Raw genomic sequence first — 24948 nt, 5'->3', positions numbered from 1 at the left:
GTGTATTCGGCCGCAGCACGTCAAGGGGTTTGCCCGCTCCGCCACACGGAGTGATGAGCGCGGGTGACCCCTCACCGCCGTACTCGATCGAGGGGGTTGCCGTGACCACGACAGAGCAGAACAGGCCGGCGGCGAGCGGATCGGACGGAGTCGGGCCACTGCCCAAGGAGGCCGGGCAGGTCTCCGAGCGGGAGGCCCGGCAGGTCGCCGAGGCCGCCCGGGAGACCGAGTGGCGCAAGCCGAGCTTCGGCAAGGAACTCTTCCTCGGCCGGCTCCGGCTGGACCTGATCGACCCGTGGCCGCAGCCCGACCCCGAGCGTGCCGCCGAGGCGCATCAGTTCCTCGACCGGCTCGACACCTACGTCCGGTCCGAGGTGGACGGCGCGGCGATCGAGCGGGACGCCGAGATCCCGGACGAGGTCTTCGCCGGGCTCGCCCGGCTCGGCAGCTTCGGAATGAAAATCGACAAGAAGTACGGCGGCCTCGGCCTGAGCAATCTGCACTACTGCCGGGCGCTGACCCTGGCCGGCTCGGCCAGCCCGGCGATCGGCGCGCTGCTCTCCGCGCACCAGTCGATCGGGGTGCCGCAGCCGCTGAAACTCTTCGGCACCGACGAGCAGAAGCAGCGCTTCCTGCCCCGGCTGGCCGCCGGTGAGGTGTCGGCGTTCCTGCTGACCGAGCCGGACGTCGGCTCCGACCCGGCCCGGCTGGCCACCACAGCCGAGCCGACCCCCGACGGCACCGGCTACCGGCTCAACGGGGTCAAGCTGTGGGCCACCAACGGCACCGTGGCCTCGCTGCTGGTGGTGATGGCCCGGGTGCCGGCGTCCGAGGGGCGGCGCGGCGGGATCACCGCCTTCGTCGTCGAGGCGGACTCGCCCGGGATCACCGTCGAACGGCGCAACGCCTTCCTCGGACTGCGCGGGCTGGAGAACAGCCTGACCCGCTTCACCGACGTCCTCGTACCCGCCGAGAACGTCATCGGCGGCGAAGGGCGCGGCCTGAAGATCGCGCTGACCACCCTGAACACCGGCCGGCTCTCGCTGCCGGCGATGTGCGTCGGCGCCGGCAAGTGGTCGCTGAACGTGGCCCGCGAGTGGGCCGCCGAACGGGTCCAGTGGGGACGGCCGGTCGGCGGGCACGAGGCCGTCGCCAGCAAGCTCGCCTTCATCGCCGCCACCACCTACGGCATGGAGACGATGCTCGACCTCTGCTGCCTGCTCGCCGACGACGACACCAACGACATCCGGATCGAGGCCGCCCTCGTCAAGCTCTACGCCAGCGAGATGGCCTGGAAGATCGCCGACGAACTGGTGCAGATCCGGGGCGGGCGCGGCTACGAAACCGCCGACTCGCTGACCGCCCGGGGCGAGCGGCCGGCCGCCGTCGAGCAGATCCTCCGCGACCTGCGGATCAACCGGATCTTCGAGGGGTCGACCGAGATCATGCACCTGCTGATCGCCCGGGAGGCGGTCGACGCCCACCTCTCGGTGGCCGGCGACATCATCGACCCCGACGCCGAACTCGGCCGGAAGGTCCGGGCCGGGGCCAGGGCGGGCGCGTTCTACGCCAGGTGGCTGCCGACCCTCGCGGTCGGACGCGGGCAGAACCCCGGCGGGTACGCCGAGTACGGGCCCCTCGCCGGTCACCTGCGGCACGTCGAGCGGTCGTCCCGCAAGCTGGCCCGGTCCACGTTCCTGGGGATGTCCCGTTGGCAGGGGAAACTGGAGCACAAGCAGGGCTTCCTCGGCCGGATCGTGGACATCGGCGCGGAACTCTTCGCGATGTCGGCGGTCTGCGTACGGGCGCACGCCGAACGGGAGACCCGGCCCGAGGGCGTCGAACTGGCCGACCTCTTCTGCCGGCAGGCAAGGGTGCGGATCGCCGCGCTGTTCCGGGCACTCTGGGAGAACACCGACTCGGTCGACACGGCGGCGGCGAAGCGGATCCTCGCCGGCCGGTACGCCTTCGTGGAGGAGGGTGTCGTCACCCCGCCCGCCGACCTGCCCTGGGTCGCCCCCTGGCAGCCCGGCCCGTCGACCGCCGAGGACGTACGCCGCCGGATTCCGAAGCCGGACGGGGGAAACTGAGACCCGGAGGGGTCAGTAGAGCCAGGATTCCTTCGGGGCGGTGAGCGGAGCCAGGGTCTCCCAGAGTTCCTCGGGGATCGCCCAGGTGGCGAGCCGGGCGGTCTCCGGGATCCGCTCCGGGCGGGACACCCCGACGACGGTGGAGGTGATCCGCGGGTCACGCAGCGAGAACTGGAGCGCCGCCGCCGCGAGCGGTACGCCGTGCGCCGCGCACGCCGCCTCCATCGCCCGGATCCGGTCCAGCATCGCGTCGTCGGCCTGCCGGTAGGCGTACTTGGTGAACCGGGCGGGGCCCTTGGCCAGGATGCCGCTCGCGAAGGGGGCGGCGTTCACCACACCGACGCCGAGCGAGACCGCCTCGTCGATCAGGTCACCGGCCGAGCGGTCCACCAGGGTCCACCGGTTGTGCGTGATCAGAGCCGCGAAGTGCCCGGTACGCAGATAGCGCGCCATCAGCTCCACCGGGCCGCCGGCCACCCCGAGGTGTTCGATCACGCCCTCGCGCTGTAGTTCGAGCAGCGCCTCGACCGGGCCGCCCGGCGCCATGCCGGCCTCGAAACTGATGTGCTCCGGGTCGTGCAGATAGACCAGCGGCAGCCGGTCCAGGCCGAGCCGTTCCAGGCTGCCCTCGGCCGAGCGGCGCATCTGTGCACCGGAGAAGTCACCGGTCCGCATGTCCCGGTCCACCTTGGTGGCCAGCACGAAGCCCTCCGGCACGCCGCCGATCCGGCGCAGCGCGGCGCCGACCCGTCGCTCGCTCTCCCCGTCGCTGTAGCCGGCGGCGGTGTCGAGGAAGTTGAACGGGCCGGTCAGCGCGGCGAGCGCGGTCTCGGTGCCGCGTTCGGCGCTGACGTCGTACCCGAAGAGGCCCGGCATGCTGCCCAGCGGGCCGCCGCCGACGCAGACCGGCGTGACGCGCAGGCCGGTGGCGCCGAGCGGGCGGCGGGGGAAGGCGTCCGGCGGTTGCTGTTCTCCGTGCACGACCGCACCCTACTGTGACCTGGCTGACTGCCGGTCATGGGGCGTCCGGGTGTCTCGTCTCTATGGGTGAACCCGACGAGCGGAGATGTCATGTCCTCGGAGCTTTACGCCGAGCTGCGACCGCAGGCGTTCGCCATCGCCTACCAGATGCTCGGCAGCGTGAGCGAGGCCGAGGACGTGGTGCAGGAAGCGTTCCTGCGGATGCACCAGACCCTGCGCCGGGGTGAGTCGATCGCCTCGCCCCGGGCGTACCTCGCCACCCTGGTCACCCGGCTTGCCATCGACCAGCTGCGCTCGGCCCGGGTGCGCCGGGAGAGGTACGTCGGCGAGTGGCTGCCGGAGCCACTGGTCACCGACCCGTCACCGGCCGAGTACGCGGAGACCGCCGACTCGCTGTCGCTGGCGTTCCTGGTGCTGCTGGAGAGCCTGACGCCGCAGCAGCGGGCCGCGTTCCTGCTGCGCGAGGTGTTCGACTATCCGTACCCGGAGGTCGCCGAGATCGTCGGTACCGATGTGGACGGTGCCCGGCACCTGGTCGCCCGGGCCCGCAACCACCTCCGGGAGCGCCGGCCGCGCTATCACGCCTCCCGGCGGCAGCGGGAAGAGTTGGCCGAGCGCTTCTTCGCCGCAGCCGGCCAGGGCGACCTGCGGGCGCTGGAGGAGCTGCTGGCGCAGGACGTGGCACTGCACGGCGACGGCGGCGGCAGGGCGCCGGCGCTGGGGCGGCCACTCAACGGCCGGCAGCGGGTGGCCCGGGCCCTGCTGGCCGGGATCTCCGCGCTGCCCCGCCTCGGCGTGCGCGTCCAGCTCGCCGAGGTCAACGGCCAGCCCGGCGCGATGGCGTTCGATTCGCAGGACCGGCTGGTCGGGGTGATCGGGCTCGGCATCGCCGACGGTCAGGTCCAGACGATCCACTCCGTCGTCAACCCCGACAAGCTGCGGCACTTCGGCCCGGTCGGCGACCTGGCCGGCCTGGTGCGCGCCAGCCGCCAGCCCCGCCGACCGCCAACCGACAGCTGACCATCCGTGCTCGAAAGGAAATCCTGATGAACCTGGCTCTGTGGATCGTCACCGGCGTACTGGCCACCGTCCTGCTGGTCAGCACCTCCAAGATGTTCGTGCACAGGGAGAAGATGGCGGCCATGGGTGGCCACGCCGCCCAGTGGGTCCTCGACTTCAGCCCCGGCGCACTCCGGGCCATCGGAGCCGTCGAAATCCTGGCCGTCGCGGGCCTGATCCTGCCCGCCGTACTCGACATCGCGCCGGTTCTGGTGCCGGTCACCGCCACCTGTGTGGCGCTGCTGTTCGGCGCGGCGGCGGCGATGCGTCTCCGCCGTGGCGAGCGGGCGACGATCATCGGCGACCTGGTCTATCTCGGCATGGCCGTCTTCGTGGCCTGGGGTCGTTTCGGCCCCGAGTCCTTCACCGGCTGAGCCGGCGGCCCGGCTGTCCCTCCGTCAGCCTTCTCTGTCCCTCGGTCAGCCTTCTCAGGTGATCCTCGAAGGTGGCGGCGGTGGCGGCGTCAGCGGCGTACCGGAGTGGCCCGCAGGCCGAGCGCCCGCAGCTCCAGCGCCGCCAACGCCTCCACCGCCGCCGGGTCACCCCGACGCCACGCCTGCGCCACGTCCGGGTCGATCCGGGTCAGCCGCCGGATCGGCTGGTTCGCCAGCGCCCGCAACGCCAACAGGTCCCGGCCGGCCGGCGCCGACCGCAGCGCCCGGGCCGCACCGGCCCGCCGCATCCAGCGCACCCGCAGCGGCAGCCACCCCAACAGCACCACCCCGAGCGGAAACACCAGCAGCGCCAGCGCGAGCGCCAACGCCAGCTCGCCGACCAGCTCCTGCTGCTCCCGCCCGGCGTCCGCCATCGCCCGCGCCGCCCCGGCGGCCTTCTCGAACGGCGAGGTCAGCTCGTCACCCACCACGGGCACCCGGCCGACCTTGCCGCCCGCGTCGGCCAGGTTGTCGGCCAGTCCACCGCCGGCCCCCTCCAGCTTCTGTCCGGGTACGGCGAGCTTCTGCACCAGGTCGTGCAGCCACATGGCGGCCCGGATCCACAGATAGATCCAGGCGACGACGAGCAGGTCGGTGAGGAGTTGGCGGGCGGCGGTCGGGAAGCGATCGGCGTAGATCCTCATGCCGGTCAGCGTGCCACGGGCCGGACCGTGTCGCCGACCGGCTCCGAGGAGGCCGAGCAGGCTGCCGGTGTCGCGCCGGCCTGCGCACGGCAGATGGGCCGGGGAGCCCTCCCCGGCTCCCCGGCCCACCGTCCTCCGTCGTCAGCCTCGGCCCTCCGTCGTTAGCTTCGGCCCTCCGTCGTCAGCCTCGGCCCGACACGATGGTGTAGTCCACCCCGCCCAGCACGAACTTCTCGCCGCCCTCCCGGGCTGGTCCGACCTGTAGCACCTGGAGCACGTACGGCTTCTGCCCGCCCTCGCCGACCGCGAAGCTGAGCTTGACGACGGGACGCTCCTCCGGATTGATCAGCAGGTCCCTGATCTGTGCCTTGTTCGGGTCGACCTCCAGTTGGGTCCGACCGACCACCCGGACGCCGTCACCCGCCCGTCCGGCCCGTACCCAGCGCTCGAACAGTTCCGGGCCGAGGTCGACCAGGATCTTCAGGTTCGGCGCGGCCTGGTCCGCCGGGCGGAACACGAGATCGAAGTTCGCCGGCACCGGCAGCGCGTTCGCCAGCGCGTACGGCCGGTCGACCGGCGGCCCGCCCGGGGTGGCCGGGACGGTGTTGGCGTTCTTCCAGGCGAGGTTGTTGTTGTACTGCGTGTTGATGGAGGTCGTCGTCCCCTCGAAGTTCATCGGGTCGGTCTCGGACTCCCAGCGGAGCAGGAGGCAGAAGTGGCCGATGGAGGGGACGTTCGGCCACGCGATCGAGGTGACGGTCTCACCGGGTGCGACCGGCAGGCTCTTCGAGCCGATCGGGGTCCAGTGGGCCGGCCAGTTCGCGGCGCCACCCGAGGTGGTGTAGTACGCACGCAGCGTGCCGGAGCTGATCCCCGACCCGTACGGGCCCGGGTTCCGGAGCTTGACGAAGATGTAGCTGGTCGACCCGACGACCGGGTTCGTGTGCGACGCGCACTCGATCGCGCTGGGGCAGATCTTGACGTCCGGGCTGTTGAAGAAGGACGAATAAATCGCCCCGTGCGGCTCGTTCCCGACGTCCGACGCGGTGTCCTTCATGAACACGTCGGTACGCGCGGAGACCGCCGCGCCGGCCTCCGACCCGTTGCCGACGCCGCCGCCCAGGGCGGCGCCACTCGTCGAGACGGTCAGCAGCGTCGCCAATACCGCGCCGAACAACACTCCGGCGGTTCGGAACAGACGTGGACTCGCAGTGGTCATTTGGGGGTTCCTTCTCCTCGGGTACTGGGGCGATGAGCAATGAGGAGCGCGCTCGTACCGGGCCGGCAAAAGGACTCTAATCCAATGGTCGGAGGCAATGGAACAGGCGAATAATTCGATTGCCGCGCGTGCCCGCATATGCCGGGGAGGGAGTAATTCTCGAATAAGGCGGAATGCGAGTGGAAGAATTACGTGCCTATTTGTATCAACGGAGCCCGACGGTCCTCTTGTACGGCCGCACCTGTCCGGGGGCACGCGACGGCCCCGGCGGCGGTCGAGGGTGGCGGCGGTTGCCGGTGGCGGCGGAGCGTCCGGGTCGGTCGGCTCAGCGGAGCGAGACCCAGCTGGTCGCCACCGCGTAGTCGGAGGTCCGCGCGTGTAGTTGGACCGGGCCGGGCGGCGGCGGACCCAGCGAGAAGAAGCCGACCGGGTCCACGGCGACCTCCTCGTAGGGGCCGCCCGGGGTGCGGGCGACGACCCGGCCGCCGCGAGCCGGCGAGAGCTGGCCGACGATGCCGGTCCCGGTCACCTCGATCGCGACGACGACCGGACCGGCGTGGAACGCCAGGGCGCGGGTGGAGCCGGTGGACCGGGTCAGCCCGGCCGGCTCGGGGTCGCACGCCGAGTCGAAGGTCAGCTCGGCGACGGCCAGTTCGGCGTCCACCGTCCGCCAGCTGAACGCCGCGTACGCGGCGGTCAGTAACTCCTCCGGCGGTGGCCCTGCCTCGCGCAGCGCCGCACCCAGCTCGCTCAGCAGGGCGTCGTCATCGGCCGGCGGCCACAGCCCCATCGCGGTCACCTCCGCTCCCCTCGGCGTCCGAGGACGCCCCGACGAACGCGGCGAGCGCGGGGGAGTTGCGCAGCTTCCGCAGGCAGCGTGCCTGCGAGGGGCCGATGCTGCCGATCGGCATGCCCAACCGTCGCGCGATCTCCCGGTAGCTGGTCGGGGGATCGGCGACCAGCAGGGAGAGCAACTCCCGGCAGCGCGCCGGAAGCTGGCCGAAGCCGTCCCGTAGCGCCTGCCGGCGTTCCGCCCGGAGCAGATTCTCGTCCGGTGTCCGCAAGTCCGGCGGCAGCAGGGCGCCGATGGTCGCCTCGACGGCCTCGTCGAGCGGGTCGAACGGCTGGGTACGCCGGCCGACCCGGACCAGCCGGTAGCACTCCCGCCGGGTGGTGGTGGCCAGCCAGGTGGCCAGGGCGGCGGGCTCGCGTACCCGGCCCAGGTGCTCCACCAGGCGCAGCCAGACGGTCTGGTTGACGTCGGCCGCGTCGGTCCGGTTCAGCCCGTGCGCCCGGATCACCGACAGGACCAGTGGGGCGTAGCGGCGGACCAGCTCGACCCAGGCGAACTCGTCGCCGTTCGCGGCGGCGGAGACCAGACCGGCGAGGATCGCGTCGCTCGTCGGGACCTCCGGCGCCGGGCCGGCGTCCGGACGCGTGGCGGGATCCGGCTGCTCAGTCAACGAGTACGCCGTAGTCGGGGTGCCAGTCGGGCTCGCCGAGCAGGACCAGCCGGGCCTGCTCGGCGTCGAGCCCGGTGGCGCTCATCAGGGCGGCCAGCCGGCCCGAGACGTGTGCCGCCGCGAAGGAGGTGCCGGCCCAGGTCGCGTACCCGCGGAACTCCTTGACGGGCCGGCCGGGCAGCAGCAGCCGGCCGTCCACGTAGGTGCTGGTCCGCTCGCCGACGGCGCAGGCGTCCACCCAGGACCCGAAGCCGCTGTACGCGGCCGGCAGCAGCGCGTTCGCCCCCTGGCTGACCGCCGCCACCGCCACCACCTCCGGCAGCGCGGCCGGCCAGGCCGGCCGGGCGGTGCCGGCGTTACCGCTGGCCGCGACGACGACGCTGCCGGCCCGCTTGCCGGCGAGGACGTTCGCCAGCGGCAGTGGCGGCAGGTCGTCCTGGGTGAAACAGCCCAGCGACAGGTTGACGATCGACACGTCCGGGCCGAGTCCGGCCAGGGCCGCCGCCAGCATCTCCTCGTCGCCGACGCCGGTCGGGTTCAGCGCCGGCTCGGGGTCGAACGACACGCCGGGGGCGGCCTGCCGGACCACCCCGGCGACGAAGGTGCCGTGCCCACCCTGCGGGCCGAGCACGTCGCTGTGCAGGTAGAGCGGGTCCTCGTCGTCGACCTGCGGCAGGTAGCCGCCGCCGAGCCACTCCGGATGGCGGGCGCCGGCCAGTCGCCAGACCCCGGTGTCGCAGATCCCCACCGTCACCCCGGCGCCGTCCCCGGCGTGCGCCGGATCCGGGGCGGGCAGGGCGGCGGCGACCTGCGGTGGCCCGCCCGGGTTGCCCATGATGTTGCCGTAGCCGAGCAGCACGTGGTGCGGTTGCACCCGGGGTATCGGTTGGTCGGGCCACTGCCGTGGATCGCGCAGCTTCGCCACGACCGAGGGGACGTGGGCCTCCCGGTCGAAGCGCAGCCGGGTGACGCCGGCGAACTCGCCGCCCCGGGTGACCGGATGCCCGGCCTTGCGCAGTGCGGTCACCACCCGTTCGGCGTCCGGGTTGGCCACCAGCAACTGCCGGGGGCGGTAGAGGAACTCCCGGCCGGGCTCGTCGTGGACCAGCACGTCCGGATCGGCCGCCAGCAGTTGCTGAAATGCCCGCTGGTACGCGTCGTCGTCGCTGCCGGCGAGGGCGGGCCCGGGCCGGAGTCCGGCGCCCAACGGGGTGGCTGCGGTCAGCGCGGCCAGCGCCATGAGATGCCGGCGGGACAACCGACCGATCGGGCGCGGCGCGACGGGACGGTCAGGCGACACCGGTCCTCCCAAATGAACGAAAGAAGTGCGGTCGGCGGGCGCTTCGGCGGGCCAACTCCCCGAGACATTCCCCGACCGTGTCGATTGTTTTCCAGTGATAGTCGATTGTCAATAATCGCGGATCCGTGAGGGGTCGTGGAATCGTCGCTTTTCGGATAACCGTACAGATTGACCCAAGGTCATCGATCGGGGATTCTGTCCGCATGGGTGACAGCGCCGGCTCCGTCGCTCCCACGGCCCGGGCGGCGCTCGACGCCGTACAGCGCTATCCCCGCGAAGCGATCATGCTCGGTCGGCGGGTGCTGGCCACCGCCCACTCCGACGCCGACGAGCGCTCCACCGCCGAGCGGGCGATCGGGCTGGCGCTGCGGGAACTCAACGACCTGCCGGCGGCCCTGCGGCACCTGCGCCGTGCGTTGCGCGCCGCCGGTACGCCCCGGGTGGCGGCACTGGCCAGGATGAGCCTCGGCTACGTACTCGCCAACGCCGGCCGCACCTCCGCCGCCCTGGCCGAGGTCACCTCGGCGCTGCCCGAGCTGACCGGCGCCGACGCCGGGCGGGCCCGGATGCAGCGGGGCGTGGTGCTGCACTTCCGCGGCCAGTTCGAGGAGGCGGTCCGGGAGTACGGGATCGCGGTGGAGATCGCCGGGCGCGAGGGCGACCTGCTGCTGGAGGCGCGCGCCCGGAACAACCGGGGGCTGCTCAACGCACACCGGGGCGCCACCCTCGGCGCCGACGACGACCTCGGTTGCGCCGCCGCCATCTTCCAACGGCTCGGACTCGACCTGGCCGCCGCCGACGTCCGGTGGAACCTCGGCATCGCCGCGAGCCACGGCGGCGACATCCCCGGGGCGCTGCGCCGCTTCGCCGCCGTCGAGGAGGAGTACGCCCGGCTCAACGTGCCCCGGCCGGCGCTGCTGCTGGACCGGTTCGAGCTGCTGCTCTCCGTGCCACTTGTCGACGAGGCGGTCGAGGTGGCCAGCCTCGCCGTACGCGAGCTGCGCCGGCGGGGGATGGCCTCGGATCTCGCCGAGGCGCTGCTCGCCCGGGCCCGGGCCGCGCTGCTCGCCGGTGACCTGGAGACCGCCACCACGGCCGCCGCCGAGGCGCGGGCCCGGTTCCGCCGGCAGGGGCGGCGCACCTGGGCCGCCTTCGCCCGGCACGTCGAACTCCGCGCCGAGCTGCGCCGGGGTACCCGCTCGGCGGCGCTGCTGACCGCGCTGGTGCGTACCGCCGACCAGCTCGACGCCACCGGATGGCCGGGACCGGCGCTGACCACCCGGATCGAGGCCGCTTCGCTGGCCACCGCGCTGGGGCGTACCGGTCGGGCGGCGGAACTGCTGGCGGTCGCCGCCCGGGCCCGCCGCCGGGGTACGGCGTCGCGGCGGGCGCAGGGCTGGTACGCGCTGGCGCTGTCCCGGCGGCTCGACGGCGACCACCGGGGCGGCGCCCGCGCGTTGCAGCGCGGACTGGCGGTACTCGACGGCTACCGGGCCGCGCTCGGCGCCACCGAGTTGCGCGCGCACAGCGGCGCACACGGCCAGGAACTCGCGGCCGAGGGAGTCGACCTGGCGATCACCTCCGGTACCCCCGCCCAGGTGCTGGCCTGGACGGAGCGGTGGCGCGCCAGCGCGCTGCGGATGCGGGCGGTGCTTCCGCCGCAGGACGTCGGACTCGCCGCCGCCCTCGCCGAGCTGCGGATGGTCAGCGGTGCGCTGGAGGAGGCGCTGCTCGCCGGCCGCCCGGTGACCGCGCTGCGCCGCCGGCAGGCCCGGCTCGAACGGCAGATCCGGGAGCTGGCCCGGGGGGTCGACGGGGACGGCGGGCTGCTGGCGCCGCCGGGTGTGCAGACCCTCGGCGAGTGGCTCGGCGGCGCCGTACTGGTGGAACTGGTGGCCCACCGGGAGCGGCTCCGGGCGGTGCTGCTCCGGGACTGCCGGGCGACCCTGCACGACCTCGGCCCGCTGGAGGCGGCACTGCACGCGGCCCGGCTGCACCGGTTCGGCCTGCGCCGGCTGGTCGTCACCGGGGACACCCCCGACGCGCGGGCCGGGGTCGAGCACGCCGCGTCGGCCCTGGACCGGCAGCTCTTCGGGCCGCTGCGGGCGCGCCTGGCCGACCGGCCGCTGGTGATGGTGCCGATCGGGGCGTTGCACGCGGTTGCCTGGGCGGGGTTGCCGACCTGCGCCGGACGGCCGGTGACGGTGGCTCCGTCGGCGACGGCGTGGCTTGCCGCCGCCCGCCGTACGCTGCCGGACGGTCCGCCGCTGCTCGCCGCCGGCCCGCGCCTGCCGGCCGCCGAGACCGAGGTACGCCTGCTGAGCCGGGTACTGCCCGGGGCGCGGCTGCTGGCCGGCGAGGGCGCGACCGCCGAGGCGGTGACCACGGGGCTGGACGGGGCCCGGCTGGCGCACATCGCGGCGCACGGGACCTTCCGGGCCGACAACCCGCTCTTCTCCACACTGGACCTCGCCGACGGACCGCTGACCGCGTACGAGTTGGAGCGGCTGCCCCGACCGCCCGGCTGTGTGGTGCTCTCCGCCTGCGACTCGGGGCTGTCCGGGGTACGCCCCGGTGACGAGGTGATGGGCTTCACCTCGGTGCTGCTGGCCCTCGGCGCCAGCAGTCTGATCGCCACCGTGCTGCCGGTGCCGGCCGATCTGACCAGCACGCTGATGCTGGACCTGCACCGCCGGATGGGTGCCGGCGCCCGGCCGGCGTCGGCGCTCGCCGCCGCCCAGCGGGAGTTCGCCGCCGACGGCGACGGTTCCGCGCAGGCCACGGCGGCGGCCTTCGTCTGCTTCGGGGCGGGCTGACCCCGGCTCAGCTCACCGGCCGGCGCAGTCAGGGCAGGTGCCGAAGATCTCCAGGGTGTGGCTGACGTCGGAGAAGCCGTGCTTGTTGGCGACCCGGTCGGCCCAGCTCTCCACGGCCGGCCCCTCCACCTCGACCGTACGCCCGCAGGCCCGGCAGACCAGGTGGTGGTGGTGCCCCTCGCTGCACCGCCGGTAGAGGTGCTCGCCGCCCGGCGGGCGCATCACGTCGATCTCGCCCGCGTCGGCGAGCCCTTGCAGGGTGCGGTAGACGGTGGTCAGGCCGACCCGTTCGCCACGGCTGCGCAACATCGCGTGCAGGTCCTGGGCGCTGTGGAAGCCCTCGACCTCACCGAGCAGGGCGCTGACCGCGCTGCGCTGTCGGGTGTTGCGTACCGCCGCGCCGCTCTCCGCCGCCGCCATCTCGCCCTCCTCGCGTCGTGTCAGGTGCCTGCCGCCGGACGTCCCCCGTCAGGTGGCTTCCCCCGAATGGCTCACCGCGTCCGCCACGATATGCGCGATGTGCTCGTCGACCAAGGTATAGGCGATTTCCCGACCGCGCCGCGAGCCGCGTACCACCCCGGCGCCGCGGAGTACCCGCAGGTGCTGGGAGACGAGCGGCTGCGGGGCGCCGAGGGTCTCCACCAGTTCGTGCACGCACCGTTCGCCGTGCGCGAGTTCGCTGACGATGGCGAGCCGGATCGGTGCGGCGAGCGCTCGTAGCAGCTCACCGGCGCCCGCGTAGGCCTCGTAGGCGTTTGTGCCCGTCACCCCGTAACGGTAACCGTTGTTAACGGCGTACCGCCGTTCGGTGCGCGGTTCCAAGGTCAACCGGGACCGGCCCGGTCGACGGGGCCGGGTCCTGGGCGGCTTGCCGGGCGGCGTCGAGCACCACGTCACAGGGTTCGACGTGCGGATCCGGCCCGGGCACGGCACGGCGTCGGGCCACCGCCCGGCGTACCGCCACGGCCACCGAGGCCACCAGGAAGAGCCCGATCGCCAGGATCACGATGGTGGCCCCGAGCGCGGTGTTGGCGGTGCCGGCCAGCCACACCCCGGAGCCGGAGGCGAGCAACCCGAGCCCCATCGCGGCGAGCATGGTGCCGAGGAAGCCCCGGGTGAACAGCTGCGCGGTGGCCACCGGCACCACCATCAGGGCGCTGATCAGCAGCAGCCCGACCGCCCGCATCGCGATGGTCACGGTCACCGCCGTGGTCACCGCGAGCAGCAGGTTCAGCGCCCGGACCGGCAGGCCGGAGACCCGGGCGTACTCCTCGTCGTGACAGATCGCGAAGAGCGCCGGGCGCAACGCGACCATGGCGGTCAGGACCACCGCCGCGAGGACCACGATCACCACCAGATCCTGCGGCGACGTCGTGGTCAGCGAGCCGAAGAGGTACGCCATCAGGTTGGCGTTGCTCCGGCTGCCGGAGAGCCCGACCAGCATCACGCCACCGGCGATGCCGCCGTAGAAGAGCATCGCCAGGGCGACGTCGCCGGAGGTCCGGCCGCGTTCCCGGATCAGCTCGATGCCGATCGCGGCGACCGCGGCGACGATCACCGCCGTCAGCACCGGGGACCGGTCGAGCAGCAGCCCGACCCCGACCCCGGTCAGCGCGACGTGTCCGACCCCGTCACCGATCAGCGACATCCGGCGCTGCACCAGATAGATGCCGAGCGCCGGGGCGGTCAGCCCGATCACCAGCGCCCCGACCAGGGCTCTGATCATGAAGTCGTACTGGAAGAGACTCATGCCGGCCCTCCGCTGCGCTCCGTGCCGGCATGAGGCACATCGACACTGTGCTTGCTGATTCGCTCGCTTCGCTCGCTCACGGCCGGCTGCCCCACATCCCTGTCGACTCCTCCGGCGCGTGCGGGTGGACGTGCTCGTGTCCGGGCGCCGCGTGGTGCCCGGCCGGTTCCGGTACCGCGCCGTCGTGCGCGATCGTTCCCTCGTGTACGACCACCGCCCGGGTGATCACCCCGGCCAGTGGCCCGAGTTCGTGCGCGACCAGCAGCACCGTCCCGCCACCGGCGACGAACCCGCGCAGCGCCTCGGCGAAGGCGTCCTGGCTGGCCGAGTCGACCCCGGCGGTCGGCTCGTCGAGGACCAGCAGCTCCGGCCGGCCGGCGAGGGCCCGGGCGATCAGCGTGCGCTGCTGCTGCCCGCCGGAGAGGGTGGCCACCGGGTCACCGGCCCGGTCGGCGAGCCCGACCGCCGCCAGCGCCTCGGCCACCGCCGTCCGGTCGACCCGCCCCGGCGGCCGGAACACGCCGCGCCGGGCCAGCCGTCCGGAGGCGACCACCTCGGCCACGGTCGCCGGTACGCCGCTGCCGGCGCCCATCCGCTGTGGCACGTACCCGATCCGGGCCCACTGCCGGAACCGGCGCTGCGGGGTGCCGAACAGGGTGACCGTCCCGGCGGCCAGCGGCACCAGCCCGAGGATCGCCCGGATCAGGGTGGACTTGCCGGAGCCGTTGGCGCCGAGTACGGCGACCACCTCGCCGGGGTCGACCCGCAGGGAGACGCCGCGCAGCACGGCCCGGTCGTCGTAGGCGACCACGCCGTGCTGCACAGTGACGACAGGTCCGGTCATGAGCATCCCAGTCCGGTCCTCAGGGCCGCGAGGTTGCTGCGCATCACCGAAAGGTAGTCCCCGGTACTGCCGGGTTGCAGGCCCTCGATCGGATCCAGTACGGCGGTCTTCGCCCCGACCTCCCGGGCGATCGTCTCGGCGACCTTCGGGCTGACCAGGGTCTCGAAGAAGATCGTGCTCGTGTTGTGCTCCCGGGCCTCGGCGGCCACCTCGGCCAGCCGCTGCGGGGCCGGCTCGTCCTCCGGGGTCAGCCCGGAGATGCCGATCTGCTCCAGCCGGTAGCGCTCGGCCAGGTACCCGAAGGCGGTGTGGCTGGTCACCAGTTCACGCCGCTGGCAGTTCGCCAGGCCCTTGGCGTACTCGGAATCGAGGGTCTCCAGTTCGGTGCGGAGCGCCTTCGCCCGGGCGGTGTAGTCGGCGGCCCGGTCCGGGTCGACCGTGCCGAGCCGCTCGGCCAGCTTGTCGGCGATCCCGGCGAGCCGGGTCGGGTCCAGCCAGACGTGCGGGTCCTTGCCGGCCGCGCCCTCCGCCTGCTCGGCGCCCTGGCCCTCGTGTCCGTCTTCTCCCTCGTGTCCGTCTTCGCCCTCGTGTTCGTGTCCGCCGGCGGTGGCGGCCAGCAGCGGCTGCACGGTGGCCACGTCGAAGGCCCGGTCCTCGGCCTGCTGCTGCACCGCCTCGTCCACGTTCGGCTGGAAGCCGGCGAGGTAGACGACCAGTTCGGCGTCGCTGACCTGGCCGACCTGGCCCGGGTTGAGTTCCAGGTCGTGCGGCTCGGCGCCGGGCTTGGCGAGGTTGGTCACCCGGACGGCGTCCCCGCCGACACGTTCGGTGACGAACTGGAGGGGATAGAAGGCGGCGACGACGTCGACCCGGTCGGGGTCGGCGCCGCTGCCGTCGTTGCCACAGGCGGCGGCGCCGGCCAGCGCGAGCAGGCCGGTGGTGGTAAGGGCGACGGTACGGAGGGCGGAGCGGATCACCATGTCATCCACTCTCCGCGACAATGAGAATGATTGTCAAAAACGCATGCTTGCATGGAACCGCGTCATGCGCTCGGCACCGGTCGGGAAACCGGCAGCTGGCGGGTGGCCATCAGAGGATCTTCATCAGCGCGGCACCGACCAGCAGGGTCAGGATCACCAGCCGGAGGATCCGGGTCGCCGGGCGCTGCACCGGCCAGGTGGTCACCAGCAGCGCGGCCAGCCCGGCCGCGATCGCCAGCAGCAGCGCACCGCCGACGATCCCCGGCGCGAAGAGGGCGACCAGCATCAGCGCCAGGGCGGCCAGGAACACACCCGTGGGGTTGACCCGGGCCAGGCGGGTCAGCAGAACGCTCTGCGTACGCTGCATTCCACAGACTCTACGAGATCTCGGTGCCCGGGCCGGTGAGCTGTCGTCAGCGACACCCCAGCTCGCCGGGCCCCGGCACCCGGCAGGAGGCGTACGTGCTGGTGACCAACCGCTTCGTGGTGGCCGAGGAGACCGCCGGAACCTTCACGGAACGGGCGCACGCCGCGCTGGCCGCCCTCGCCGCCCGGCCGGGATACCGCCGGGGCCAACTGCTGCGGGCCCTCGACGACCCCCGGCACTGGTGCCTGGTCACCGAGTGGGAGTCGGTCGGTACCTACCGGCGGGCCCTCGGCGCCTTCGACGTCAAGGTCAACGCCACTCCGTTGCTCGCCGAGTCGCTGGACGAGCCCTCCGCGTACGAGACGCTGGCCAGCGCCGAACCGGACGGCCAGGTCGAAGTCACCCCGAGCGACCGGGCCGCTGACTCCGGCCGCTGACTCCGGCCGCTGACTCCGGCCGGTGATGCGCCGGGCACTACCCTTGCCCCATGACCGTTCCCGGACCGCCCGGCGGGCCGTCGTCCCCACCCGAGCCCGTCCGGGCCGACGACCCGGCCCCACCCGGTGGCGCCGCCCCGCAGCCCGGCCCGCCATCGCCGCCCGCCGGATACGGTCCGCCGCCCGGATATGGCCCGCCGCCCGGCGGGTACGGGCCGCCGCCACCCGCCGGATATGGTCTGCCACCCGCCGGGTACGGGCCGCCGCCGCCGAGTGTGCCGGCGCCGCCGCCGGGCCCCGGTGCCGAGCCGCTCTTCGCCGCGCCGCCCAGCGAGGGGCGTGGGGCGCGGTTGTGGCTCGGGCTCGGGGTGGCCGCCCTCGCCGTCGTCCTCTTCTGCGGCGGTGGCGGAGCGGCGCTGGTCGGCCTGTTGATCTCCGGCTCGCAGGCGTTGAACGAGCAGGCCAGGACGGTGGTGACCGACTACTTCGACGCGCTCGACGACGGGGACTTCCGCAAGGCGTACGACCTGCTCTGCGACTCCGCCCGGCAGCGGGAGTCGCCGGCCGAGTTCGAGCGCCGGGTCAGCGCCGAGCCGGAGATCGACTCGTTCCGGATCGGCGACGTGTCGTTGACCAGCGAGTTGAGCGTGCCGGTGGACGTCACCTATGCCGGCGGGGGACAGGACAACCTCCAGGCCCTGCTGGACCAGGACCAGACCACCGGCGGATTGCGGGTCTGCGACATCAGATGACGCGACATCGGATGAACCGTGCCGGCCCGCCGGGCGGCGGCGGTACGGCCGCCGAGGTGGAGTAATCTGCTGGGCTCGGGCCGCAGGCGACCGTACCGTTGTGCGGAGTACCGCCCGATCCAGGTCCGAGTGCCGTCCCTGTCCGCCTGTTTCCCTGACCGTCCCGAAGAAGTCCCCGCCGGCCGCCAGCCGGTGTAGGAGGTAGCCATGCCAGCCGACCGTATCGACGCCGTCGTCAGTCTCGCGAAGCGCCGAGGCTTCGTCTTCCCGTCCAGCGAGATCTACGGGGGCACCCGGTCGGCCTGGGACTACGGCCCGCTCGGCGTGGAGTTGAAGGAGAACGTCCGCCGCCAGTGGTGGCGGGCCATGGTGCAGCAGCGGGACGACATCGTCGGCCTCGACTCGGCGGTGATCCTGGCCCGGGACGTCTGGGCCGCCTCCGGCCACCTGGACGCCTTCGTCGACCCGCTGACCGAGTGCCAGTCCTGCCACAAGCGGTTCCGGGCCGACCACCTCGAAGAGGCGTACGCGGAGAAGCACGGCAACCCGCCGGCCTCGCTGGCCGAGCTGAACTGCCCGAACTGCGGCAACAAGGGCACCTTCACCGAGCCGCGGATGTTCAACGGCCTGATGAAGACCTACCTCGGCCCGGTGGAGAGCGAGGAGGGCCTGCACTACCTCCGGCCGGAGACCGCGCAGGGCATCTTCGTCAACTACAACAACGTGGCCGCCTCGGCCCGGAAGAAGCCGCCGTTCGGCATCGCCCAGGTCGGCAAGTCGTTCCGCAACGAGATCACCCCGGGCAACTTCATCTTCCGGACCCGGGAGTTCGAGCAGATGGAGATGGAGTTCTTCGTCGAGCCGGGCACCGACGAGGAATGGCACGAGTACTGGCTGCGCGAGCGCTGGAACTGGTATATCGACCTCGGTCTCTCCGAGGAGAACCTGCGCTTCCTGGAGCACCCGCAGGAGAAGCTCTCGCACTACTCGAAGCGGACCGTGGACATCGAGTACCGGTTCCGGTTCGGTGGCACCGAGTTCTCCGAGCTGGAGGGCATCGCCAACCGCACCGACTTCGACCTCTCCACGCACAGCAAGCACTCCGGCGTCGACCTGTCCTACTTCGACCAGGAGAAGCAGCAGCGCTGGGTGCCGTACGTGATCGAGCCGGCCGCCGGGCTGACCCGGGCGGTGCTCGCCTTCCTGCTGGAGGCGTACGACGAGGACGAGGCGCCGAACACCAAGGGCGGGGTCGACAAGCGCACCGTGCTCCGCCTCGACCCCCGGCTCTCCCCGGTGAAGGTGGCCGTGCTGCCGCTCTCCCGCAACCCCTCGCTCTCGCCGAAGGCGAAGGACCTGGCCGCCGCGCTGCGCAAGCGCTGGGTGGTCGAGTTCGACGACTCGCAGGCGATCGGCCGTCGCTACCGTCGGCAGGACGAGATCGGTACCCCGTTCTGCGTCACCGTCGACTTCGACACCCTGGACGACAACGCCGTCACCGTTCGTAACCGGGACAGCATGACCCAGGAGCGGGTCGGCCTGGACCGGGTCGAGCAGTACCTGCTCGAGCGCCTGCCCGGCTGCTGACCCGGCGGCGTCCGGCCGGCCCGGCCCGCCTGGTCACCGAGGTCCCGCACGGACGTGCCATGCTCGAACGCGTGACCACGACCGACCTCGCGCCACCGGCCGCTGCCCGCCCGCTGAAGCTGGGCGGGCATCCGGTCTGGCCGCCGGTGGTGCTCGCCCCGATGGCCGGGATCACGAATGTCGCCTTCCGGCGCCTCTGTCGGGAACAGGGCGGTGGCCTCTACGTCTGCGAGATGGTCACCACCCGGGCGCTGGTCGAGCGGAACCCGAAGACGCTCCGGATGGTGGCGTTCGGTGGCGACGAGCGGCCGCGCAGCCTCCAGCTCTACGGGATCGACCCGGAGGTGACGGCGGCGGCGGTCCGGATGGTGGTCGAGGAGGACCTCGCCGACCACGTGGACCTGAACTTCGGCTGCCCGGTGCCGAAGGTCACCCGCAAGGGCGGTGGGGCCGCGCTGCCGTGGCGGCGCCGGCTCTTCGCCCGGATCGTCCGGGCGGCGGTCGAGGCGGCCGCCCCTGCCGGGGTGCCGGTGACGGTCAAGATGCGCAAGGGCATCGACGACGACCACCTGACGTACGTGGAGGCGGGGCTCGCCGCCCAGGAGGCCGGGGTGGCGGCGGTCGCGCTGCACGGGCGTACGGCCGCGCAGCGGTACTCCGGTACGGCGGACTGGGACGCGATCGGCACCCTGAAGCAGGCGCTGGACGTGCCGGTACTCGGCAACGGCGACATCTGGGAGGGCGACGACGCGCTGCGGATGGTCGCGCACACCGGGGCGGACGGTGTGGTGGTCGGTCGTGGCTGCCTCGGCCGGCCCTGGCTCTTCGCGGACCTGGCGGCGGCCTTCGACGGCCGCCCCGTACGCCGGCTGCCGGCCCTCGGCGAGGTCGCGGCGACCATGCGCCGGCACGCCGAGCTGCTGGTCGAGTGGTTCGCCGGAGGCGACCGGCCCGACACCGCGGAGCGGGACGGCTGCGTCGACTTCCGCAAGCACGTCGCCTGGTATCTGAAGGGTTTCCCGGTCGGCGGCGAGCTGCGCCGGGCCCTGGCGATGGTGAACAGCCTGGCTGAGCTGGACGACCTGCTCGGCAAGCTCGACCCGGCCGAGCCGTTCCCGCTGGAGACGCTCGGCCAGCCCCGGGGCCGGACGAACTCGCCGGGCAAGGTCTTCCTGCCGGACGGCTGGCTGGCCGACCGGGACAGCGCCGAGGTGCCGGCCGGCGCGGAACTCGCCGACTCCGGCGGCTGAGCGCCGCCGCACCGCGCGCGGGGCCGGCAAGACCGCCGGGGAGTTCGACCGTGGTCCCGACATGTCATTCGGTCGTCCCGACATGTCATTCGGTCCGGGGACTGTCGAGCTGCCCCGTCTGCGCCCACCCGACCGAGCACGAGCAGGCGACCGACCGACCCGGTCAGGCGATCGGCACCGGCTGGTCGTCGGCGGGCGGCGGCGCGTCTCCGGCCGGCGCCGCTGCGCCGCCGCGCGCCGTCGATCCGGCGGGCCGGGGCTCGGGTACGACCGGAGCGCCCGCCCACGGCACGTCGGGCGAGCGGTGGAAGGTGATCCCGGCCGTGCTCCAGCGCACGCCCTGGCCGGCCAGCCGCAGCCGGAAGTCCGCCCAGTCCCGGGCCCGTGCCGGCGACCAGCCCAGCTCGGCGATGGCCGGCAGCCGGGGGAAGGTCATGAACTCGATGTCGCCGACAGTCCGGATCGTCTCCGTCCAGAGCGGCGCCTCCACCCCGAGCACCGCCTCGGCCGGTACCCCGGCCAGGTAGTCGCCGGGATCCCAGTCGTACGCGTCGCGGACCTCGACCAGCCCGGCCCAGTCCTTGCCCAGCAGGGTGGTCGCCGAGTACTTCATGTCGAGGTAGCTGCGGTTGCCGGGGGAGAGCAGCAGCTTCGCGCCGTCCCGGACCGCCGCCGCCACCGTCGGGTCCTCGGTCGCGGTGCCCCAGTACTGGACGACCCGGCCGGCGCTGTGCTCGGCGACGGCGAGCTGGTGCCAGCCGAGCACCCGCTTGCCGTGCCCGGTGACGATCCGCTGGACCCGGTTCATGAACCGGGTGTAGGCGGCCCGGTCCAGGGTGAACGCCTCGTCGCCGCCGACGTGCAGGTAGCGGCCGGGGGTGAGCGCGGCGACCTCGCCGAGTACGTCGTCGATGAACCGGTAGGTCCGCTCGTTGTCGACGGCGACCGCGCTGAACCCGACGTCGGTGCCGGTGTACTCCGGTGGCGCGACGCCGTCCGGGGCGAGTTCGGCGTACGCGTTCAGCGCCGCGTTGGTGTGCCCGGGCAGGTCGATCTCGGGTACGACGGTGATGTGCCGGGCGGCCGCGTACGCGACGATCTCGGCGTATTGCTCCTTGGTGTAGTAGCCGCCGGGGCCGCCGTCCACCTCGGTGGATCCGCCGATGCTGGCCAGTCGGGGCCAGGAGTCGACGGCGATCCGCCAGCCCTGGTCGTCGGTGAGGTGCAGGTGCAGGTGGTTGAGCTTGTACCGGGCCAGGTGGTCGACGAAGCGCAGCACGTGCGGTACGGCGAAGAAGTGCCGGGCCACGTCGAGCATCGCGCCCCGGTAGCCGAACCGGGGCTGGTCCTCGATGGTGCCGCCGGGGATCGCCCACGGGCCGGGCTGCCGCCGGGCGGACTCGATCTTGGGCGGCAGCAGTTGCCGCAGCGTCTGCACCGCGTAGAAGAGGCCGGCGGCGGTGCTGGCCCGGGCCACCACGCCGGAGGAGTTGATCTCCAGGTGGTAGCCCTCGGCCGAGCCGGCGCCGCCGGGCTGCGGCTTCCGGGAGCGGCCGGTCGATCCGTCGTCGCCGGTGAGCAGCAGGGAGATCCCGCCGGGCCCGTCGGCCTGGCCGGCGGTGACCACGGGCAGCGGATAGCCGGTGGGGCGGCGCAGCAGCTCCGCCAGGTGTCGGCCGACGGCGCTCGCCTCGGGGCCGGGGGTGGTCCGGATCGTCGTGCCGGGGGTCAGGATGAACTCCACCCCGGCGGCCGGCTCGACCCGGGCGGGGGCGGGGAGCACGTCGGTCAGTCGGGGCGGGGTGTCGGCCGGGGTGCGGGTGGACCGGGACTGAAAGGTGGTAGGTCGCACGGCAGATCTCTCCGGGGGGAGCCGCAGGTGATTTCCGGGCAAATCTCATGAAACGTACGTACGAAATGGCCGCGTGTCAAGGGTTGGTCACCCTGTGATACGACCCTTCCGTGGCACCTGGTCGATCCAGCCCAACGCCGAAGCGGCCCGATTTCTTCCGGCTGACTGATCTTGCGCATGGGATCGTTCCCACACAACCGCGCGAACACGTACAGCCCTCGCAGCTGTGCGGATTGTCACCGAACGGTCCCAAGGCGCGCGTCGGTCCCTTAGCCTTCGCCCACCAGTAGCCGGCGATTCCCGCTGGTACGGGCAACCGTCCCCTGGGTACGTAGAGAGCGGCTAAACCTTCGTTCAGTGTCGAACGGCGCACGTGGGAGGGTCCGTTGACAGCGCAGCAGACGGCGGGACACAAGTACGTTTACGACTTCACCGAGGGCAACAAGGACCTGAAGGACCTGCTCGGTGGCAAGGGCGCGAACCTGGCCGAGATGACCAACCTCGGGCTGCCGGTTCCACCGGGCTTCACCATCAGCACCGAGGCCTGCCAGGCGTACCTCGCCACCGGGACCCAACCCGACGGGCTGGCCGACGAGATCGACGCGCACCTGTCCGCGCTGGAGGACGGGATGGGCAAGCGGCTGGGCGACCCGGCCGATCCGCTGCTGGTCTCGGTCCGCTCCGGAGCCAAGTTCTCCATGCCCGGGATGATGGAGACGGTGTTGAACGTCGGGCTCAACGACGCCAGCGTGACCGGCCTCGCCGCCCAGGCCGGCGGGAACGAGCGGTTCGCCTGGGACTCCTACCGCCGGCTCATCCAGATGTTCGGCAAGACGGTCTGCGACGTACCCGGCGAGGATTTCGAGCACGCCCTCGACGACGCCAAGCGGGCCAAGGGTACCGAGAACGACCTCGACCTCGACGCGGACGACCTGCGGGCGCTGGTCGACGCGTACAAGACGATCTTCAGGAAGCACACCGGGCGGGACTTCCCGCAACAGCCCCGGGAGCAGCTCCGACTCGCCATCAACGCGGTCTTCGACTCGTGGAACGCCGAACGGGCCGTGCTCTACCGGCGGCAGGAGCGGATCCCCGCCGACCTCGGCACCGCCGTCAACGTCGTGGCGATGGTCTTCGGCAACCTCGGGCCGGACTCCGGCACCGGAGTGGCGTTCACCCGCGACCCGGCCAGCGGCGCGCAGGGCATCTACGGCGACTACCTGGCCAACGCCCAGGGCGAGGACGTGGTGGCCGGGATCCGCAACACCGTCCCGCTGCAACAGCTCGAAGAGCTGAACAAGCCGGCGTACGACGAACTGCTGGCCATCATGGCCCGGCTGGAGGAGCACTACCGCGACCTCTGCGACATCGAGTTCACCATCGAGCGCGGCAAACTGTGGATGTTGCAGACCCGGGTCGGCAAGCGCACCGCCGCCGCCGCGTTCGTGATCGCCGCCCAGCTCGTCGACGAGGGCCTGATCGACCTGGACGAGGCGCTGCACCGGGTCAACGGCGCACAGCTCGCCCAGCTGATGTTCCCCCGGTTCAGGCTCGACGCCGACCCGTCCCCGCTGGCCACCGGCATCGGCGCCTCGCCGGGCGCCGCGGTCGGCAAGGTGGTCTTCGAGGGGAGCCGGGCGGTCGAACTCGCCGACGCCGGCGAGGACGTCATCCTGGTCCGCCGGGAGACCAACCCGGACGACCTGCCCGGCATGATCGCCTCGCGCGGCATCCTCACCTCGCGCGGCGGCAAGACCAGTCACGCCGCCGTGGTCGCCCGGGGAATGGGCAAGACCTGCGTCTGCGGCGCCGACTCGCTCGACGTCGACGTCCGGCAACGCCGGTTCACCGTCAACGGCCAGACGGTCTCCGAGGGGGACGTCGTCTCCATCGACGGCACCACCGGCAAGGTCTACCTCGGCGAGGTGCCGGTCTGGCCCTCCGAGGTGGTTCGCTACTTCGAGGGCAGCGTGGACGGTGCGACCACCGACGATCCGCTGGTGGCCGCCGTACACCGGATCATGACGCACGCCGACGCCAAGCGGCGGCTGGGCGTCCGGGCGAACGCCGACACCGGCGAGGACGCGGCCCGGGCCCGGCGGTTCGGGGCCGAGGGGATCGGCCTGTGCCGCACCGAGCACATGTTCCTCGGTGACCGCCGCGCACTGGTCGAGCGGCTGATCCTGGCCCGCAGCGACGACGAGCGGCAGGCCGCGCTGGCCGAACTGCTGCCGTTGCAGCGGGCCGACTTCGGCGAGGTCTTCCGGGCGATGGACGGCCAGCCGGTCACCGTCCGGCTGATCGACCCGCCGTTGCACGAGTTCCTCCCCTCGCTGGAGGAGCTGGCCGTGCACGTCGCGGTCGCGCACGAGCGCGGCGAGGACGCCGCCCGGGACGAGGCCCTGCTCAACGCGGTACGCCGGATGCACGAACAGAACCCGATGCTGGGCCTGCGCGGGGTGCGACTCGGCCTGGTCATCCCGGGCCTCTTCGCCATGCAGGTGCGGGCGATCGTCGAGGCGGCCGTGGAGTGCGCCAGGGCCGGCGGCAACCCGAAGCCCGAGATCATGGTCCCGCTGGTCGGCGCGGTCCAGGAGTTGGAGACGGTACGCGCCGAGGCCGAAAAGATCATCGCGGAGGTCACCCGGGAACAGGCCGTCGAGGTGTTGATCGGCACCATGATCGAGGTACCCCGGGCGGCGCTGACCGCCGGGCAGATCGCCGAGGCCGCCGAGTTCTTCTCCTTCGGCACCAACGACCTGACCCAGATGGGCTGGGGCTTCTCCCGCGACGACGTGGAGGGTGCCTTCTTCTGGCGCTACCTGGAGCTGGGCATCTTCGGCATCTCGCCGTTCGAGTCGATCGACGCCGACGGGGTCGGCCGGCTGGTCCGGATCGCCACCGACGAGGGCCGGGCGGCCCGCCCCGGCCTCAAGCTCGGCGTCTGCGGCGAGCACGGCGGCGACCCCGAATCGGTGCACTTCTTCCACGAGGTGGGGCTGGACTACGTCTCCTGCTCACCGTTCCGGGTCCCGGTGGCCCGGCTGGAGGCCGGCCGCGCGGTGATCGAGTCCACCGGCTCCGACAGCCGCTGACCCTCCGGCCCCGTCCCGTACGCGTCGC

General features: G+C 72.7%; 21 protein-coding genes and 1 pseudogene. 9 read left to right on the top strand and 13 right to left on the bottom strand.

The genetic code is table 11. From position 1 onward, the window contains the following. Positions 1-101 precede the first annotated feature (101 nt). Positions 102-2090: an acyl-CoA dehydrogenase family protein gene (locus C6361_RS31505; RefSeq protein ID WP_107269962.1), complete on the top strand. Its 1989-nt coding sequence runs from the start codon at positions 102-104 to the stop codon at positions 2088-2090. Positions 2091-2102: 12 nt separating this feature from the next. On the opposite strand, the gene C6361_RS31500 is transcribed toward C6361_RS31505, so the two are convergent. Further along, entirely contained in the window at positions 2103-3071 is a 969-nt protein-coding gene (locus tag C6361_RS31500) for an aldo/keto reductase (protein WP_234359142.1), read from the bottom strand. Between the two features lie 90 nt (positions 3072-3161). Between C6361_RS31500 and C6361_RS31495 the strand changes: the two genes are divergently transcribed. Together C6361_RS31495 and C6361_RS31490 are read left to right on the top strand one after the other, a co-directional pair. Further along, complete coding sequence (locus C6361_RS31495) at positions 3162-4091, top strand: RNA polymerase sigma-70 factor (RefSeq protein WP_234359141.1); 930 nt, start codon at positions 3162-3164, stop codon at positions 4089-4091. Between the two features lie 26 nt (positions 4092-4117). Next, complete coding sequence (locus C6361_RS31490) at positions 4118-4504, top strand: DoxX family protein (protein ID WP_107269960.1); 387 nt, start codon at positions 4118-4120, stop codon at positions 4502-4504. 89 nt (positions 4505-4593) lie between these two features. Here C6361_RS31490 and C6361_RS31485 read toward each other — a convergent pair whose 3' ends face one another. From C6361_RS31485 to C6361_RS31465, 5 genes are all read right to left on the bottom strand, one after another. After that, positions 4594-5208 (bottom strand): hypothetical protein, encoded by a 615-nt coding sequence (locus C6361_RS31485; protein WP_107271301.1) that lies wholly within the window; start codon positions 5206-5208, stop codon positions 4594-4596. A 181-nt stretch (positions 5209-5389) separates the two neighbouring features. Next, entirely contained in the window at positions 5390-6427 is a 1038-nt protein-coding gene (locus C6361_RS31480) for a hypothetical protein (protein WP_159079581.1), read from the bottom strand. A gap of 325 nt (positions 6428-6752) precedes the next feature. Next, a complete protein-coding gene (locus C6361_RS31475) occupies positions 6753-7217 on the bottom strand; it encodes a hypothetical protein (protein WP_107271300.1) in 465 nt (154 codons plus the stop codon). Beyond that, positions 7192-7890 carry an RNA polymerase sigma factor gene (locus tag C6361_RS31470; protein WP_234359140.1) on the bottom strand — a complete coding sequence of 233 codons (699 nt, stop codon included), beginning with the start codon at positions 7888-7890 and terminating at the stop codon, positions 7192-7194. Before C6361_RS31470 ends, C6361_RS31475 begins: the two co-directional genes overlap by 26 nt. Beyond that, positions 7883-9190, bottom strand: coding sequence for a S8 family serine peptidase (locus C6361_RS31465; RefSeq protein WP_234359139.1), 1308 nt, complete (start codon positions 9188-9190; stop codon positions 7883-7885). Before C6361_RS31465 ends, C6361_RS31470 begins: the two co-directional genes overlap by 8 nt. A 203-nt stretch (positions 9191-9393) precedes the next feature. Here C6361_RS31465 and C6361_RS39090 point away from each other — a divergent pair, with 203 nt between their 5' ends. Further along, complete coding sequence (locus C6361_RS39090; RefSeq protein WP_107269957.1) at positions 9394-12006, top strand: CHAT domain-containing tetratricopeptide repeat protein; 2613 nt, start codon at positions 9394-9396, stop codon at positions 12004-12006. Positions 12007-12018: 12 nt separating this feature from the next. Here the strand turns inward: C6361_RS39090 and C6361_RS31455 are convergent, their stop codons facing one another. The 6 genes and pseudogenes from C6361_RS31455 to C6361_RS31430 all read right to left on the bottom strand — a co-directional run bounded on the left by C6361_RS31455 (position 12019) and on the right by C6361_RS31430 (position 15947). After that, positions 12019-12426 (bottom strand): Fur family transcriptional regulator, encoded by a 408-nt coding sequence (locus C6361_RS31455; RefSeq protein ID WP_107263259.1) that lies wholly within the window; start codon positions 12424-12426, stop codon positions 12019-12021. A gap of 48 nt (positions 12427-12474) precedes the next feature. After that, the gene (locus C6361_RS31450) at positions 12475-12774 is read right to left on the bottom strand and encodes a helix-turn-helix transcriptional regulator (RefSeq protein WP_101367512.1); all 300 of its coding nucleotides are present in this window, start codon (positions 12772-12774) and stop codon (positions 12475-12477) included. Positions 12775-12987: 213 nt separating this feature from the next. Then, positions 12988-13756, bottom strand: a pseudogene (locus tag C6361_RS31445) (metal ABC transporter permease); the annotation flags it as partial. A 76-nt stretch (positions 13757-13832) separates the two neighbouring features. Next, entirely contained in the window at positions 13833-14600 is a 768-nt protein-coding gene (locus C6361_RS31440) for a metal ABC transporter ATP-binding protein (protein ID WP_107269956.1), read from the bottom strand. Continuing rightward, positions 14597-15580: a metal ABC transporter substrate-binding protein gene (locus C6361_RS31435; RefSeq protein ID WP_107269955.1), complete on the bottom strand. Its 984-nt coding sequence runs from the start codon at positions 15578-15580 to the stop codon at positions 14597-14599. Before C6361_RS31435 ends, C6361_RS31440 begins: the two co-directional genes overlap by 4 nt. 109 nt (positions 15581-15689) lie before the next feature. Then, on the bottom strand, positions 15690-15947 hold the full coding sequence (locus C6361_RS31430; protein ID WP_107263255.1) for a hypothetical protein: 258 nt from the start codon (positions 15945-15947) through the stop codon (positions 15690-15692). 95 nt (positions 15948-16042) lie between these two features. On the opposite strand from C6361_RS31430, the gene C6361_RS31425 reads away from it, so the two are divergent. From C6361_RS31425 to dusB, 4 genes are all read left to right on the top strand, one after another. Then, positions 16043-16384 carry an antibiotic biosynthesis monooxygenase gene (locus C6361_RS31425; protein ID WP_107263254.1) on the top strand — a complete coding sequence of 114 codons (342 nt, stop codon included), beginning with the start codon at positions 16043-16045 and terminating at the stop codon, positions 16382-16384. 275 nt (positions 16385-16659) lie between these two features. Next, positions 16660-17136 (top strand): hypothetical protein, encoded by a 477-nt coding sequence (locus tag C6361_RS31420; protein ID WP_107264529.1) that lies wholly within the window; start codon positions 16660-16662, stop codon positions 17134-17136. Positions 17137-17343: 207 nt separating this feature from the next. After that, positions 17344-18723, top strand: coding sequence for a glycine--tRNA ligase (locus C6361_RS31415; RefSeq protein ID WP_107263253.1), 1380 nt, complete (start codon positions 17344-17346; stop codon positions 18721-18723). 59 nt (positions 18724-18782) lie between these two features. Beyond that, positions 18783-19973, top strand: a complete 1191-nt coding sequence (dusB, locus tag C6361_RS31410; RefSeq protein ID WP_107263252.1) for a tRNA dihydrouridine synthase DusB — start codon at positions 18783-18785, stop codon at positions 19971-19973. Between the two features lie 163 nt (positions 19974-20136). Here dusB and C6361_RS31405 read toward each other — a convergent pair whose 3' ends face one another. After that, on the bottom strand, positions 20137-21825 hold the full coding sequence (locus tag C6361_RS31405; protein WP_304598515.1) for a beta-N-acetylhexosaminidase: 1689 nt from the start codon (positions 21823-21825) through the stop codon (positions 20137-20139). 386 nt (positions 21826-22211) lie between these two features. Here C6361_RS31405 and ppdK point away from each other — a divergent pair, with 386 nt between their 5' ends. Next, positions 22212-24920, top strand: coding sequence for a pyruvate, phosphate dikinase (gene ppdK / locus C6361_RS31400; protein ID WP_107269953.1), 2709 nt, complete (start codon positions 22212-22214; stop codon positions 24918-24920). Positions 24921-24948: the final 28 nt, after the last annotated feature.

It is taken from the genome of Plantactinospora sp. BC1, assembly GCF_003030345.1.
Lineage (GTDB): Bacteria > Actinomycetota > Actinomycetes > Mycobacteriales > Micromonosporaceae > Plantactinospora.
The sequence above is the reverse complement of the archived record's forward strand: the minus strand, read 5'-3'. Positions and strand labels throughout refer to the sequence as shown.

Coding starts and splice junctions, on each gene's coding strand:
- C6361_RS31495 (WP_234359141.1), top strand. CDS start 3,162: ATGTCCTCGGAGCTTTACGCCGAGCTGCGACCGCAGGCGTTCGCCATC.
- C6361_RS31490 (WP_107269960.1), top strand. CDS start 4,118: ATGAACCTGGCTCTGTGGATCGTCACCGGCGTACTGGCCACCGTCCTG.
- C6361_RS31485 (WP_107271301.1), bottom strand. CDS start 5,208: ATGAGGATCTACGCCGATCGCTTCCCGACCGCCGCCCGCCAACTCCTC.
- C6361_RS31480 (WP_159079581.1), bottom strand. CDS start 6,427: ATGACCACTGCGAGTCCACGTCTGTTCCGAACCGCCGGAGTGTTGTTC.
- C6361_RS31475 (WP_107271300.1), bottom strand. CDS start 7,217: ATGGGGCTGTGGCCGCCGGCCGATGACGACGCCCTGCTGAGCGAGCTG.
- C6361_RS39090 (WP_107269957.1), top strand. CDS start 9,394: ATGGGTGACAGCGCCGGCTCCGTCGCTCCCACGGCCCGGGCGGCGCTC.
- C6361_RS31455 (WP_107263259.1), bottom strand. CDS start 12,426: ATGGCGGCGGCGGAGAGCGGCGCGGCGGTACGCAACACCCGACAGCGC.
- C6361_RS31440 (WP_107269956.1), bottom strand. CDS start 14,600: ATGACCGGACCTGTCGTCACTGTGCAGCACGGCGTGGTCGCCTACGAC.
- C6361_RS31435 (WP_107269955.1), bottom strand. CDS start 15,580: ATGGTGATCCGCTCCGCCCTCCGTACCGTCGCCCTTACCACCACCGGC.
- C6361_RS31430 (WP_107263255.1), bottom strand. CDS start 15,947: ATGCAGCGTACGCAGAGCGTTCTGCTGACCCGCCTGGCCCGGGTCAAC.
- C6361_RS31415 (WP_107263253.1), top strand. CDS start 17,344: ATGCCAGCCGACCGTATCGACGCCGTCGTCAGTCTCGCGAAGCGCCGA.
- dusB (WP_107263252.1), top strand. CDS start 18,783: ATGCTCGAACGCGTGACCACGACCGACCTCGCGCCACCGGCCGCTGCC.